This window comes from Blastochloris sulfoviridis (assembly GCF_008630065.1).
Classification (GTDB): domain Bacteria; phylum Pseudomonadota; class Alphaproteobacteria; order Rhizobiales; family Xanthobacteraceae; genus Blastochloris; species Blastochloris sulfoviridis.
Genome location: NZ_VWPL01000013.1, coordinates 23,712 through 38,209 on the forward strand (window position 1 = coordinate 23,712; position 14,498 = coordinate 38,209).

Annotated in this window: 15 protein-coding genes; 1 reads left to right on the plus strand and 14 read right to left on the minus strand. The window is 69.2% G+C overall.

Annotated features, from left to right (window positions below; all coding sequences use genetic code 11):
• Positions 1–29: 29 nt before the first annotated feature.
• Positions 30–479 (minus strand): preQ(1) synthase, encoded by a 450-nt coding sequence (gene queF, locus F1193_RS09100; protein ID WP_150097369.1) that lies wholly within the window; start codon positions 477–479, stop codon positions 30–32.
• Between the two features lie 129 nt (positions 480–608).
• Between queF and eno the strand changes: the two genes are divergently transcribed.
• Positions 609–1,892, plus strand: coding sequence for a phosphopyruvate hydratase (gene eno, locus F1193_RS09105; RefSeq protein ID WP_150097370.1), 1,284 nt, complete (start codon positions 609–611; stop codon positions 1,890–1,892).
• Between the two features lie 89 nt (positions 1,893–1,981).
• Here the strand turns inward: eno and F1193_RS09110 are convergent, their stop codons facing one another.
• The 13 genes from F1193_RS09110 to F1193_RS09170 form a co-directional block, all read right to left on the minus strand.
• Complete coding sequence (locus F1193_RS09110; protein ID WP_246164244.1) at positions 1,982–2,854, minus strand: VOC family protein; 873 nt, start codon at positions 2,852–2,854, stop codon at positions 1,982–1,984.
• Between the two features lie 246 nt (positions 2,855–3,100).
• On the minus strand, positions 3,101–4,231 hold the full coding sequence (gene tgt / locus F1193_RS09115; protein ID WP_150097371.1) for a tRNA guanosine(34) transglycosylase Tgt: 1,131 nt from the start codon (positions 4,229–4,231) through the stop codon (positions 3,101–3,103).
• A gap of 20 nt (positions 4,232–4,251) precedes the next feature.
• Positions 4,252–5,331, minus strand: a complete 1,080-nt coding sequence (gene queA, locus F1193_RS09120; protein ID WP_150097372.1) for a tRNA preQ1(34) S-adenosylmethionine ribosyltransferase-isomerase QueA — start codon at positions 5,329–5,331, stop codon at positions 4,252–4,254.
• 7 nt (positions 5,332–5,338) lie between these two features.
• Positions 5,339–5,806 (minus strand): peptidylprolyl isomerase, encoded by a 468-nt coding sequence (locus F1193_RS09125; RefSeq protein WP_150097373.1) that lies wholly within the window; start codon positions 5,804–5,806, stop codon positions 5,339–5,341.
• Complete coding sequence (locus F1193_RS09130) at positions 5,803–6,321, minus strand: hypothetical protein (protein ID WP_150097374.1); 519 nt, start codon at positions 6,319–6,321, stop codon at positions 5,803–5,805. Before F1193_RS09130 ends, F1193_RS09125 begins: the two co-directional genes overlap by 4 nt.
• Positions 6,322–6,331: 10 nt before the next feature.
• A complete protein-coding gene (locus tag F1193_RS09135) occupies positions 6,332–6,871 on the minus strand; it encodes a peptidylprolyl isomerase (protein WP_150097375.1) in 540 nt (179 codons plus the stop codon).
• Positions 6,872–6,916: 45 nt separating this feature from the next.
• A complete protein-coding gene (gene coaD / locus F1193_RS09140) occupies positions 6,917–7,423 on the minus strand; it encodes a pantetheine-phosphate adenylyltransferase (protein ID WP_150097376.1) in 507 nt (168 codons plus the stop codon).
• Positions 7,424–7,496: 73 nt separating this feature from the next.
• The gene (locus tag F1193_RS09145; protein ID WP_150097377.1) at positions 7,497–8,111 is read right to left on the minus strand and encodes a LysE family translocator; all 615 of its coding nucleotides are present in this window, start codon (positions 8,109–8,111) and stop codon (positions 7,497–7,499) included.
• Positions 8,112–8,117: 6 nt separating this feature from the next.
• The gene (gyrA, locus tag F1193_RS09150; protein ID WP_246164255.1) at positions 8,118–10,811 is read right to left on the minus strand and encodes a DNA gyrase subunit A; all 2,694 of its coding nucleotides are present in this window, start codon (positions 10,809–10,811) and stop codon (positions 8,118–8,120) included.
• Positions 10,812–11,203: 392 nt separating this feature from the next.
• Complete coding sequence (locus F1193_RS09155; RefSeq protein WP_150097379.1) at positions 11,204–11,953, minus strand: class I SAM-dependent methyltransferase; 750 nt, start codon at positions 11,951–11,953, stop codon at positions 11,204–11,206.
• A 156-nt stretch (positions 11,954–12,109) separates the two neighbouring features.
• Positions 12,110–13,465, minus strand: coding sequence for a sensor histidine kinase (locus F1193_RS09160; protein ID WP_150097380.1), 1,356 nt, complete (start codon positions 13,463–13,465; stop codon positions 12,110–12,112).
• Positions 13,462–14,127, minus strand: coding sequence for a response regulator transcription factor (locus F1193_RS09165; protein ID WP_150097381.1), 666 nt, complete (start codon positions 14,125–14,127; stop codon positions 13,462–13,464). The genes F1193_RS09160 and F1193_RS09165 overlap by 4 nt, the downstream gene beginning before the upstream one ends.
• The gene (locus tag F1193_RS09170) at positions 14,127–14,486 is read right to left on the minus strand and encodes a PepSY domain-containing protein (RefSeq protein WP_150097382.1); all 360 of its coding nucleotides are present in this window, start codon (positions 14,484–14,486) and stop codon (positions 14,127–14,129) included. Before F1193_RS09170 ends, F1193_RS09165 begins: the two co-directional genes overlap by 1 nt.
• Positions 14,487–14,498 lie beyond the last annotated feature (12 nt).

Sequence of the window (14,498 nt, forward strand, 5' to 3'; positions counted from 1 at the left end):
GGTTCCCACTTTTGCGGAAAACGCTTCCGTCACCGTCCGCGATAGGGCGGCACGCCCTGATCGGGGATGAACAGGCCCTCCGGGGGCGCCGAGGTCTGCCAGAAGATGTCGATCGGCATGCCGCCGCGCGGGAACCAGTAGCCGCCGATGCGCAGCCAGCGCGGTTCCAAGAGCCCGGCCAGCCGCTTGCCCACCGCGATGGTGCAGTCCTCGTGGAAGGCGCCGTGGTTGCGGAAGCTCGCCAGATAGAGCTTCAGCGACTTCGATTCCACCAGCCAGTCGCCGGGCACATAGTCGATCACCAGCAGCGCGAAATCCGGCTGGCCGGTCACCGGGCACAGCGAGGTGAATTCCGGGCAGGTGAAGCGGGCGACGTAATTGGTATCGGAGTGGGGGTTCGGCACGCGCTCCAGCAGCGCCCGGTCGGGCGAGGCGGGCAAGGGAACGTGGCGGCCAAGCTGGAGAGATTCATCTGTCATGATTTTCTCCTATCCAACCGTGGCGACAGACGGAAGCGCGGGTTTCCCAGGCCGGTTCGATCCTGTATGAGCGGGCTCGACCCTCCGTGTTTCCGATTACATCGTCCCATCCAGACAGGCAGGCGTTCCATGACCGCGATCGTCGACATTATCGCCCGTGAGATCCTCGACAGCCGAGGCAATCCGACCGTGGAGGTGGACGTGCGGCTGGAGGACGGTTCGTTCGGCCGCGCTGCCGTGCCGTCCGGCGCCTCGACCGGCGCCCATGAGGCGGTCGAGCTGCGCGACGGCGACAATAGCCGCTATATCGGCAAGGGTGTCCGCAAGGCGGTGGATGCCGTCAACAACGAGATCTACGACGCCGTGGGCGGCCTGGATGCCGAGGATCAGGTCAAGATCGACGAGATCATGATCGCCCTCGACGGCACGCCCAACAAGTCGCGGCTCGGTGCCAACGCCATCCTCGGCGTGTCGCTGGCCACCGCCAAGGCGGCCGCCGCCGCCTGCGGCCTGCCGCTCTACCGCTATGTCGGCGGCACCTCGGCGCGGCTCTTGCCGGTGCCGATGATGAACATCATCAATGGCGGCGTGCACGCCGACAATCCGATCGACTTCCAGGAATTCATGATCATGCCGGTCGGCGCCGAGACCGTGGCCGAGGCGGTGCGGATCGGCGCCGAGGTGTTCCACACGCTCAAGAAGGCGCTCAAGGACGCCGGCCACAACACCAATGTCGGCGACGAGGGCGGCTTCGCCCCCAACCTGCCGTCGGCCGAGGCGGCGCTCGACTTCGTGGTCGCCTCGATCGAGAAGGCCGGCTTCAAGGCCGGCGCGGAGGTCGCGATCGCTCTCGACCCTGCCGCCAGCGAATTCTTCAAGGACGGCGCCTATGTCTATCAAGGAGAGGGTGTGAAGCGCACGCCCCAACAGCAGGCGGAATACCTCGCCAAGCTCGCCGCCGCCTACCCGATCGTGTCGATCGAGGACGGCATGGCCGAGGACGATTTCGAGGGCTGGAAGATCGTCACCGACCTGATCGGCGCCAAGTGCCAGCTCGTCGGCGACGATCTGTTCGTCACCAATGTCGAGCGCCTCGCGGCCGGCATCAAGGGCGGCCTCGCCAACTCGATCCTGATCAAGGTCAACCAGATCGGCTCGCTGACCGAGACGCTGGCCGCCGTCGAGATGGCCCACAAGGCCGGCTACACCGCGGTGATGAGCCACCGCTCGGGCGAGACCGAGGATTCGACCATCGCCGACCTCGCGGTCGCCACCAATTGCGGGCAGATCAAGACCGGCTCGCTCGCCCGCTCGGACCGGCTCGCCAAGTACAATCAGCTCATCCGCATCGAAGAGGACCTGGACTCCCAGGCCCGCTATGCCGGCCGTGCGGCGCTGAAGGCGCTGGCCTGATCCAACCAAACGACCTCCGGCCCCCGGGGGGCCGGAGGCTGCGTTTCGGGCGGTTCTCGAAATCCTTGCCCGGCAGCCGGCTTGTGGGTTCACGCCTGCTCGAACACCAGCGCCGCGCCGTGGGCGTGGGCCGGCGTGACCACCAAAGCGCCGCGCCCCGTCTCGATGCCGAGACGGCCCACCACCGTGCGGGCGAGGCCGAGGTCGGAGGCCGCGAACCGCAGCGCCGCGAGCCGCAGGCCGGACGCCGTGACCGGCGCCGGGCAGCCATAGACGCGGGCGAACACCGACGGCTCCATCACCGAAATCTCGCCGCGCGCGGTCCGGATGACGAGGCCGAGGCTGGTGGCGTGCATCTCGCGCCGGCCGCTGAAGCTGCCGAGAAAGCCATGGTGATCGCTGGGGTTGTCGGCAACCAGCACGATACCGCGTACCGCCGTGGCTCCGTTGGGGTGAACCTGGAACGCCGGGTTCCAGAAATTTTCGGGAAAGTGCTGCTCGCAGACGAAAAAGCAGACGTCCGGCGAGCCGGTGTCGGCGGCGAACGCCAGCGTGAACGCCACCGTTACCGCGCTGCCGTCAGGCCGCCGGCCCTGGCGGCTGAAGTGGAATGGCTCGTAATCGCCCACCGCCGAGGCGCGGAAACCCTGCGCCGCAGTGCGGGCGTTGTCAGTCTCCAGCACCAGGCACGACAGCCCCTCGCCGTTGCGAAGCGCCCAATCGCGATTGTAGGCGCCGAACGACACATGGCGTGGCTGCGGTGGCACGATCTTGTCGGACTCGCCGACGCTGAGCAGCTCGATGAAGAAGCCCGGGATCTGCACCACCCGGTTCCATGTGCCCCAAGGGTGACGGTTGACGACGCCCACCTGGAAACCGAGCCGCTGGTAGGTCGCCCCGGCGGCCTCAAGATCGCGGACGCAATGCACGACGTGGTCGAGACCGCGAATCATTCGCACCATTCCATGTCTTGACGATGATACAGTTTCCGGCAGATCCCCTTGTGATCTCAGGAAACAGCCTCGTCGAATATCCTTGTCTGGAAGACGGTTTTTCGACGATCGGCATTCGCTTCAAAGGCTTGATCACCCGGAAACCGGACTTTAGGCGCGCCGCGCCGGCCTGGGGAATGGTCGTTGCCATTAAAGACGCCTTCCCCGGTCCCCGGCAAGCCGGCCCTGGATGATGGTCCGCCGGCTCGGCTGCCGTCACAGCGCCGGCAAATCGCCCGCCGCCCACCCCGCCTTGACCTCATCGCGGAACGCCGCGAGCCGCCCCTCGGCGATGGCGGCCCGGATGCCCGCCATCAGTTCCTGGTAATAGGCGATGTTGACCGCGGTCAGGATCATGCCGGCCAGCATCTCCTCGGCCCGCACGAGGTGATGCAGATACGCCCGGCTCCAGCGGCGCAGCGGCTCGGACGGGCTGTCGGGGTCGAGGGGACGGGTGTCCTCGGCGTGGCGAGCGTTGCGCAGGTTGATCTTGCCGAAGCGGGTGAAGGCGGTGGCGTGGCGGCCGGCGCGGGTCGGCATCACGCAATCGAACATGTCGATGCCGCGCGACGCCGCCTCCAGAATGTCGTCCGGGGTGCCGACACCCATCAGATAGCGCGGCTTGGTGGCCGGCAGATGCGGCTCCACCGTCTCGATCATCGCCAGCATCACCTCCTGCGGCTCGCCGACCGCGAGGCCGCCGACCGCGAGGCCGTGGAAGTCCATGCCGGCCAGCGCCTTGGCGCTGTCGATTCGCAAATCCGGCTGGTCGCCGCCCTGGACGATGCCGAAGATCGCGCGGCCCTCGGGCTGGCCCTCGAAGGCCCGGCGCGAGCGCTCGGCCCAGCGCAGCGACAGCTCCATGGCGCGGGCGATGTCCTCGCGGGCGGCCGGCAGCTTCAGGCATTCGTCGAGCTGCATCTGGATGTCGGCGCCGAGCAGGCCCTGGATCTCGATCGAGCGCTCCGGCGTCAGCCGGTGCTCGGACCCGTCGAGGTGCGAGCGGAAGGTCACGCCGTCCTCGTCGAGCTTGCGCAAGGAGGCCAGCGACATCACCTGGAAGCCGCCGGAATCGGTGAGGATGGGGTGCGGCCAGTCCATGAAGGCGTGCAGGCCGCCGAGCCTCGCCACCCGCTCCGCCCCCGGCCGCAGCATCAAATGATAGGTGTTGCCGAGGATGATGTCGGCGCCGAGCGCCCTCACCTGTTCCGGATACATCGCCTTGACGGTCGCCTGGGTGCCGACCGGCATGAAGGCCGGCGTGCGGATATGTCCACGCGGCGTTGAGATTTCACCGAGGCGCGCGGTGCCGTCCGTGGCACGGACGCGGAAGGAAAATGCGGTCATGTCTCAGGCTCGGATTTGGATCAGGCTCGATCCGGAAACAGCAGGCTGGCGTCGCCGTAGGAATAGAAGCGATAGCCGGCCTCAATGGCGTGGGCATAGGCGGCTCGCATGGTCTCAAGGCCGCAGAACGCCGAGACCAGCATGAACAGCGTCGACTTCGGCAGATGGAAGTTGCTCATCAGCACGTCAACGGCGCGAAACGCATAGCCCGGCGTGATGAAGATGTCGGTCTCGCCCGAAAAGGCGCGGAGGGTGCCGTCTTTCGCCGCGGTTTCCAGCAGGCGCGCCGAGGTGGTGCCGACGGCGACGATGCGGCCGCCACGTTCCCTCACCTCGTCCAGTGCGGCTACGGTGGCGGCCGAGACCTCGCCCCACTCGGCGTGCATGCGGTGCGCGCGCACATCGTAGGTCTTGACCGGCAGGAAGGTGCCGGCGCCGACGTGCAGCGTGACGAAATGCTGCGAGATGCCCCTCGCCGCAAGCCGCGCCAGCAAATCGGGCGTGAAGTGCAGGCCGGCGGTCGGCGCCGCCACCGAACCGTCGTGGCGGGCGAATACCGTCTGGTAGTCGGTGCGGTCGCGGGCGTCGTCGGCGCGCCGTGCGGCGATGTAGGGCGGCAGCGGCACGTGGCCGTGGCGGGCGATCGCCTCGTCGAGCGCCACCCCGGAAAAGGCGAAGCGCAGCTCGACCTCGCCGCCCGCGCTCTTGGCCGCCACCTCGGCGTCGAACGCCGCCAGCTCGCAGGCGATACCCTCGGATGCCGCGCCGAACCGCACCCGGTCGCCGGCCTGAAGCCGCTTGGCCGGGCGGGCGAAGGCGAGCCAGCGATCCTCCGCGACACGCTTGTGCAGGTTGAAGTGGATGGTGGCGGCGGCCTCGCCGCGTACCCGCAACCCGACCAGCTCGGCCAGAATCACGCGCGTGTCGTTGAACACCAGCGCGTCGCCGGGCTGAAGCAGGTCCGGCAGGTCGCGCACCGCGCGGTCCTCAAGGCCCGCGCCCGGCCGCACGACGAGGAGCCGCGCCGAATCGCGCGGCTCGGCCGGGCGCAAGGCGATGCGCCCCTCCGGCAGGTCGTAGTCGAAGTCGGAGAGGCGCACCGCAGGATCAGGCCGCGTCGGCCGCCACCTTCATCGAGACGATCTTGTCGGGATCGCGCACCGGCTCGCCGCGCTTGATCTGGTCGACCACGTCCATGCCCTCGGTGACCTGGCCCCAGACCGAGTACTGGCGGTCGAGCCAGGGCGCCTCGGCGAAGCAGATGAAGAACTGCGAATTGGCCGAATCGGGGTTTCCGGAGCGCGCCATCGAGCAGGTGCCGCGCACGTGCTTCTCGGCCGAGAACTCGGCCTTGAGGTTGGGCAGGTCCGAGCCGCCGGTGCCGGTGCCGCGCGGGCATCCGGTCTGGGCCATGAAGCCGTCGATCACCCGGTGGAACACGATGCCGTCATAGAAGCCTTGGCGCGCCAGGGTCTTCAGCCGCTCGACATGGTTGGGGGCGAGGTCGGGACGCAGCGCGATGGTGACGCGGCCCTTGGTGGTTTCGAGAATCAGGGTGTTTTCGGGATCACTCATCGGAGCGCTTGCCTCTGGTTGCGGCGGTCTTGGAGGACGACCCTGAAGGTCCGTCCGGCGACGGCGCCGCCGAGCCCGTCGGTGAACGGCAGGGATGAACACAGGTCGAGCGCGCGGGCGACCGCCTCGTAAAGGATTCCGCGCTCGGCATCGGTCACGCCGCGGGAGAACTGGATGACCCGCGGCCGGCCGAACAGCGAGCCGTCGCGCCGGTAGCTGATATCGAAGATGACGTCGGGCGGATTGGCGATCCGGTCGAGCGGCGGCGGGCTCCAACAGCCGTGCAGCGCCCGCGCGAGATCGCCCAAGGCATCGAGCGGCCCCTGCGGGCGCTGCGGCTGCGGATTGTCCCGCTCGACGCGCACCAGCAGGTTCAGGCTCGCCACCGGCCGGATTTCGGCGCCGGCTCCGGCCGCGTCGTCCGGCGGGCGCAGCCCTCCCCCCGCCGCCGCCAGGGCGACGGACGAGGCGAAGACCGCGCCGATGCCGGCGGCGCAGGATCCGGCGCGGCGCATCCGCGCAGCCTTACTTGGAATCGGCCTGGACCGTCATCTTCACGATCTTGTCGGGATTGCGGGGCGGCTCGCCGCGCTCGATGTTGTCGACCACATCCATGCCCTCGGTGACGTAGCCGACCACGGTGTACTGGTTGTTGAGGTGCGACTTGTCGGCAAACATGATGAAGAACTGCGAGTTCGCCGAATTCGGGTTCGATGCGCGGGCCATGCCGACGACGCCGCGGGTATAGGGCACCTTGGAGAATTCCTGGCGCAGGTCCGGATACTTCGAGCCGCCGGTGCCGTCGCCGCGCTCGCCGTCGCCGGTCTGGGCCATGAAGCCGGGGATGACGCGGTGGAACGGCACGCCGTTATAATAGCCTTCGCGGGCCAGGAGCTTGATGCGCTCGGCGTGCTTGGGGGCGACGTCGTCGCGCAGGCGGATGACGACGCGGCCCTTGGTCGTCTCCAGCACCACGGTGTTCGCAGGATCGGGCGGCAGCGTCGTCTGGGCGAGCGCGGGCGCTGCGAAGGCAAGCGCAAGCGCGGTCACGAGAGCGCGGAACATGAAGCCTCCTTTGGAGTCGATCAGCCCCTGCGGGGCGGGAACTTTTCAGCCCCTGCGGGGCGGGAACTTGGCGGCCAGCCGGTCCTGCACCGGTCCGGGCACGAAGGCGGACACGTCGCCACCCATGGCAGCGATCTGCCGCACCAGCGTGGCGGTGATGGGGCGCACGATCGGCGAGGCCGGCAGGAACACCGTCTGCACCTCGGGCGCCAGGGTGGCGTTCATGCCGGCAAGCTGCATCTCGTAGTCGAGGTCGGACCCGTCGCGCAGGCCGCGGATCAAGAGGCCGGCGCCGACCCGGCGCGCCGCCGAGACCGCGAGGTCGTCGAAGGTGACAACCTCCAGCCGGCTGCTGACCTGGGTTGCATAGGGTCCGCAGATCTCCATCAGCATCGACGCCCGGTCCTCGGCCGAGAACAGCGGGGCCTTGCCGGGGTGGATACCGATGCCGATCACGAAACGGTCGACCATCCGGCAGGCATTGTGGATCACGTCCACATGGCCGTTGGTCACCGGGTCGAAGGAGCCGGGGTAGAAGGCGGTGCGCATCATCGGGCGGCACCTTTAGCCCACAATCGGTGAAAGTGGAAATACACCCCGAGACCGAGGGCTTGGCGCTGGGAGACTACCGCCGCCCCGCCGCCAGCAGCACCGCGGCGCCGCCGAGCAGGATGGCGGCGCTGGCCTTGTCGGCGATGCGGGCGTAGCGGCCGGAGACCGCGTGGCCGAGGCGCGCCGCCGCCAGGACGAACAGCGTGTCGCCGCCGGCCGCGATCACCGCGAAGGTGGCGGCCAGGATCCACAGCGCGGTCGAATCCCCGGCATTGGGGTCGATGAACAGCGGCAGGAAGGCGGCGAAGAACACCAGCGTCTTGGGATTGGCGAAGGCGATGAGGAAGCCGCGCGCGAACGCCCGCTCGGGTGCCAGCGCCGGGGCGGCGACGCCGGGCGAGACCGGCTTGGCGCGCCATTGCTGCACGGCAAGAAAGATAAGGTAGCCGGCGCCGAGGTAGCGGATCAGGTCGAAATGGGCCGAGAACACCTCGACGATCCAGGTGAGGCCGGCGGCAACCGTGCAGAGCTGCAGCACGACCCCGGCATTGACCCCGGCCACGGCGAGAAGGCCCGCGGTGCGGCCGTGGCGCAGCGTGGTGCCAACCACCAGCGCGACGTTCGGCCCGGGGGTGGCGATCAGCGCCGCGGTGGCCAGAACGAACAGCAGCCAGGTTTCAAAGGTCATCGCGGCTCACCCTTCCCCGCCGTCGTCCTCGCCCTCGGCGGTCGAGTCGCCATTGGCCTCGCCGGCGGCCTCCTCGCTCACCCGCTCGACCGAGACCACCCGCTCGCCCTCGGCGGTGTTGAAGATGATCACGCCTTGGGTCGAGCGGCCGGCGATGCGGATGCCGTCGACCGGGCAGCGGATGAGCTGGCCGCCATTGGTGACCAGCATGATCTGGTCGGCATCCTCCACCGGGAACGAGGCCACCAGCGGCCCGTTGCGGTCGTTCACCGCCATGGCGGCGATGCCTTTGCCGCCGCGGCCGGCGATGCGGTACTCGAACGAAGACGACCGCTTGCCGTAGCCATTCTCCGAGACGGTGAGGATGAACTGCTCCTGGGCACCCATCTCGATATAGCGCTCGGGCGCGAGCTGGCCGTTGCCGGCCGCCTCCTCGCCCTCCTCCACAGCCACCGGTTCGTCCGGCACGTCGTCGCCGGCAGCGCGGCGCATGGCGGACGCCTGCTTCAGATAGGCGGCACGCTCGGCCGGGGTCGCCTCGGCGTGGCGCAGGATGGCCATGGAGATGACGCGGTCGCCCTCCAGCCGGATGCCGCGCACGCCGGTCGATTCGCGGCCCTTGAACAGCCGCACGTCGCCGACGGGGAAGCGGATGCACTGGCCGTTCGCCGCTGTGAGCAGCACGTCGTCGGCCTCGGTGCACAGCGCCACACCGGCGATCGCCTCGCCCTCCTCGGTGAGCTTCATCGCGATCTTGCCGTTGCGGTTGACCTGGACGAAGTCGGATAGCTCGTTCTTGCGCACGCCGCCGGCGGTGGTGGCGAACATGATCTGATAGTTCGCCCAGGTCGACTCATCCTCCGGCAGCGGCATGATCGAGGTGATGCGCTCGCCCTGCTCCAAGGGCAGGATGTTGACCAGCGCCTTGCCGCGCCCCTGCGGCGGCGCCAAGGGCAGGCGCCAGACCTTCAGCTTGTAGACCATGCCGCGCGAGGAGAAGAACAACACCGGCGCGTGGGTGGAGGCGACGAACAGGCGAGTGACGAAATCCTCCTCCCGCGTCTGCATCCCCGAGCGGCCCTTGCCGCCGCGGCGCTGCGAGCGGTAGGTCGACAGCGGCACGCGCTTGACGTAGCCGGCGTGCGACACGGTCACCACCATGTCCTCGCGCTGGATGAGATCCTCATCCTCCATGTCAGCGTCGGCTTCGACGATCTCTGTCTTGCGCGGGGTGGCGAACTCGCGTTGCAGCTCGACCAGCTCGGACTCGACGATGGCCATGATGCGGGCGCGCGAGCGCAGGATGTCGAGGTAGTCGGCAATCTCGAGGGCGAGCTTGTCGAGCTCCTGGGCGATCTCCTCGCGGCCCAGCGCGGTGAGGCGCTGCAGGCGCAGGTCGAGGATCGCCCGCGCCTGCTCTTCCGACAGGCGAATGGTGCCGTCCTCGGCGATGCGGTGGCGCGGGTCGTCGATCAGCAGCAGCAGCGGCTCCACGTCGCGTGCCGGCCAGTCGCGCGCCATCAGGGCTTCGCGGGCCGTCGCGGCGTCGGGCGAGGTGCGGATCAGCCGGATCACCTCGTCGATATTGGCGACCGCGATGGCGAGGCCGACCAGGATGTGGGCGCGGTCGCGCGCCTTGCGCAGCAGGAACTTGGTCCGGCGGCTGACCACCTCCTCGCGGAAGGCGACGAAGGCCGAGATCAGGTCCTTCAGGTTCATCAGCGCCGGCCGGCCGCCGGCCAGCGCCACCATGTTGACGCCGAAGGTGGTCTGCAGCGGCGTGAAGCGGTAGAGTTGGTTCAGCACCACGTCGGGCACGGCGTCGCGCTTGAGCTCGACCACCACCCGCACGCCTTGGCGGTCACTCTCGTCGCGCAGGTCGGAGATGCCCTCGATGCGCTTCTCGCGCACCAACTCGGCGATCTTCTCGACCATCGACGCCTTGTTCACCTGGTAGGGCACCTCGGTGACGATGATCGCCTCGCGATCCTTGCGGATGGTCTCGATCGACACCTTGCCGCGCATCACCACCGAGCCGCGGCCGGTGTGGAAGGCGGAGCGGATGCCGCCACGGCCGAGGATCAGGCCACCGGTGGGGAAATCCGGCCCCGGCATGCGCTCGGCCAGTTCGTCGATGCCGATCTCCGGATTGTCGATGTAGGCGATGCAGGCGTCGATCACCTCGCCGAGATTGTGCGGCGGGATGTTGGTGGCCATGCCGACCGCGATGCCGCCGGCGCCGTTGGCGAGCAGGTTGGGAAAGCGCGCCGGCAGGACCGACGGCTCGCGCTCGGAATTGTCGTAGTTGGGCAGGAACTCGACGGTGTCCTTGTCGAGGTCGTCGAGCAGCGCGCCCGCGACCTTCTGCAGGCGCACCTCGGTGTAGCGCATGGCCGCCGGCGGATCGCCGTCGAGCGAGCCGAAATTGCCCTGCCCGTCGATCAGCGTCAGCCGCATCGAGAAGGGCTGCGCCATGCGCACCAGCGCGTCATAGACCGCCTGGTCGCCGTGCGGGTGATACTTACCGATGACGTCGCCGACGATGCGGGCCGATTTGCGGTACGGCTTGTTCCACTCGTAACCGTTCTCGCTCATCGAGAACAAAATGCGGCGATGCACGGGCTTGAGCCCGTCGCGCACGTCGGGCAGCGCCCGGCTCACGATCACGCTCATGGCGTAATCGAGGTAGGAGCGCTTCATCTCCTCGGCGATGGAGACGGGACGAACGTCGGAGGAATCGCCGCCTTGGGGGGTCGCGGGGTCGTTGGCCAACATCGCCTCGGTGTGCTGGGATGATGCGAAAATCGGCCGAAAGAGCCGGATCCGCAGTCCGGTCGCTGGAAACCCCGTTCTTGAACAAGGATTTCGGGCGAAATTCGGATCCGGCGATCACGAGGTGACCCGCCGGATGCTGCAATGCATGACTGGATAGCCGATTCCGCCGCCCGGCGCTACCGCCGCAGGTCTGCAAAAGCGAGGATTTTCCAGTTTAGTTTCAGATATTTGCGCGGGGCTTTGGCGATGCCGCCAAGGTTGCATCCCGTCTTGCCCGCCCGGCCCGTGCAGCCCAATCGCCGATTGCCCCGCCGAACTCACGGCGCCGGCTTGCGGGCCGCCATGGTGATGTAGCCGTAAGTGTCGCCACAGTCGCGGAAGACCGCGATCTCGCGGCGGGTGAGGGCTGCGACCTCGGCCAGCGCCGGGTCCATCACGGTGCCCAGGGCGTCGAGCCGGGCCGCCAGCGGCAGATAATAGCTCTCCCACCAGTCCTCGACCGGCAGCACGAAGTCGGCGACCTGCTCGAACCCGCGGCCGGTGACCTCGGCGCGCAGCGCCGTCGCGTCGGTCATGCCCGGATATTCGCGCTCCCAGAACGCGAAGGCTTCCGGCGGCCGCTCGTCCCCCAGCCAGACCAGCTCGCTGAACACGGCGAGGCCGCCGGGCATCAGGAGGTCGCGCCAGGCGTCGAGCGCCCGCCCGACGCCGACCGAATAGGCCGCGGCCTCGCACCAGATCAGCGCGGCGGTGTCCGGGCCGATGCCGGGATCGTCGAGCGAGGCGACCTCGAACACGATGCGGTCGCCGAGGCCGACCAGCTCGGCCCGCTTGCGGGCGATCTCGATCGAGGCCGGGAACACGTCGGACGCCCGGATCACGCGGTCGAGATGGCGGGCGAGCACCCGCGTCGAGGCGCCGGTGCCGCAGCCGACGTCCAACACCTCGCCGGACGGCGGCAGCAGCGGCCGCACGAGGTTGAGCGCGCGCAGGGTGGACGCAGTCGTGCCGGGCCCCTGGCGAATCAGGTCGCCGAATACCCGCATGAATGCGTCTTCAATGGTCATGCTTTTTTCCCCTCGCCTTCTTCTAGCGCCACAGCCGGACGGGCGGAAGCGTATCCAACACCGATTGTGCAAGGGCGATTGTCTTGCAGCAGCAGAACATTTGCCGCAACCGGGTTGCGGACGCCCGGGGCTCGGGCGGGCGTGGCGGGAATGGTCTCAGCCGGCGCGGGGCAGCCTCACCACCGCGGTCATGGCGCCCGGCGCGGTCGGGCCGAGCGTCAGCGTTCCGTCCCAGGCCTCGGCGAGGTCGGCGGCGATGGCGAGGCCGAGCCCGGTGCCGGGCCCGGTCTGGTCGAGCCGGCCGCCGCGCCGGAGCGCGATCGGCACCTGCACCTCCGGAATGCCCGGCCCGTCATCAATGACCGACACCACCACCCAATCCGCCTCCGTGGCCGCTCGCACCTCGATGCGCTCGGCGGCATGGCGGGCGGCGTTCTCCAGCAGATTGCCGAGGATCTCGGTCAGGTCGTCGGGCTGGATGCGGACGGCGAGATCGGCGGGCACGGCGTTCGACCATTCGAGCACCTCGCCCCGCGGGGTGCGACGCACCACGGCGATGACCTGCTCGGCCACCGCCGCCACCGCGGCGCGGGCGGTGACCGAGCCGGCAGTGCGGCGCGTCCGCGCCAGTTCCCGCTCGACGTGCCGGCGCATCGCCTCGCCGATGGCGGCAAGATCGGCGGCGATGGCGCTCTCGCCCTTGGCCTGCAGCCGGTCGATGTCGCCGGCCAGCACCTGCAGCGGCGTCTTGAGCCCGTGGGCGAGGTCCGAGGCGCGCGCCCGCGCCGCCGTCACCTGACGCTCGCGCTGGTCCAGCAGGGCGTCGACCTCGACGGCGAGCGGGCGAACCTCGTCGGGAAACGCCCTGCCCAGCCGCTCGGCGGTGCCGACGCGGATCGCCGCCAGCCGGGCCTGCACCGCCTTGAGCGGCGCCAGGCCGACCGCCACCTGCACCGCCGAGGCGGCCACCAGCAGCAGCGCCACCAAACCGAGAAACGGCAGCAGGTCGCCGGCAAAATCACGTGTCGCCGCATTGATGTCGGCGACGTCCTGCGCCACCGCCACCCGCACCGCGCCGCCGCCGAGCCGCGGCGACAGGATCACCCGGCGCTCCACCGCCAGCAGGGTGCCGCCACCCGGCCCCGGGATGTGGTGACGGTGCAGCGTGCCTTCCGACAATTCGTCGGCGGGCAGCGCCAATTGCGAATCCCACAGCGAGCGCGACCGGTCGACGACGACACCCGACTCGGCCGTCACCTGCCAGTAGAGCCCGGCCAGCGGCTTGTCGAAGCGCGGATCGTCGGGCGGATCGGTCTCCGTCAACTTGCCGGTGGTGTCGCTGTCGAGCCCCGCCACCAGCCGGTCGAGAATGACCGTCAGGTCGGTCGCCATGCGCCGCTCGACATGGCGCTCGAACAAGGTGGTCAGCCCCAGCGCGGCAAGCCCCAGCGCCAGCAGAATCGACACCGCCCCGGCTGCGAACAGCCGCAGCCGCAGCGAGCCGCCAATCACGGCCGCGGCTCCGCCACCAGATAGCCGAAGCCGCGGCGGGTCTCGATCAGCTCGGCCCCGAGCTTGCGGCGCAGCCGCGTCACTAGGGCTTCCAGGGCGTTGGCGTCGCGGGCATCATCGTCGCCATAGAGATGGCCGATCAGCTCGTGGGCCGGCACCACCCGCCCCTTGTGAAGCGCCAGATAGGCGACCAGCCGGTATTCCAGCGGCGACAGCGTCACCGGCAGGCCGCGCACCGTGACCCGCATCTCGCGGGGATCCACCGCGAGCGGGCCGGCCTCGATCACCGCCGTGCCGATGCCGGCCGAGCGGCGGATGAGCGCGCGGGCGCGGGCCACCAGCTCCTCCATGCGGAACGGTTTGGGCAGATAGTCGTCGGCACCGGCATCGATGCCTTCCACCCGCTCGGCCCAGGTGCCGCGCGCCGACAGCACCAGCACCGGCATCTGGCGGCCATTGCGCCGCCAGCGCTTGAGCACCGCCAGTCCATCGAGCCCGGGCAGGCCGAGATCGAGCACAACCAGCGCGTAATCCTCGGTGTCGCCCTTGAACCACGCCTCTTCGCCATCGGCGATGACATCGACCACCGCCCCGGTCGCCGTCAGCGCCGCGGCGATGTCATCGGCGATGCGCGGCTCGTCCTCGACCACCAGCACGCGCATTACATCTCTTCCTCGAGGACCTCGCCGGTCCTGGCGTCGACCTTGGCCTCGACCAGACGGCCATCCGGCCGCAGCACCTTGACCTCATAGACGATCCGGTCGTCGCAGTGTTCCAGCTCGATCTCGATGACCTCCCCGCCCAGCGCCGACTCGACGGTCGGCAGGATTTCCGCCAGCGGCCGCGCCCGCCCCTCCTGCAGCGCCCGCCTGGCGCAGTCGTGGTCATCGCGGCGGCGGTGGCGCTTGCGGCGCTGCTCGCCGTGCCCGTGCGGCCCGCCATACTGGGCGGCGGCGCCGGCGATGCCGAGAAGCCCACACGCGCCGGCCAGCAGAATCACGCGCCTGACATCATCAACCATGGCCACCTTTTA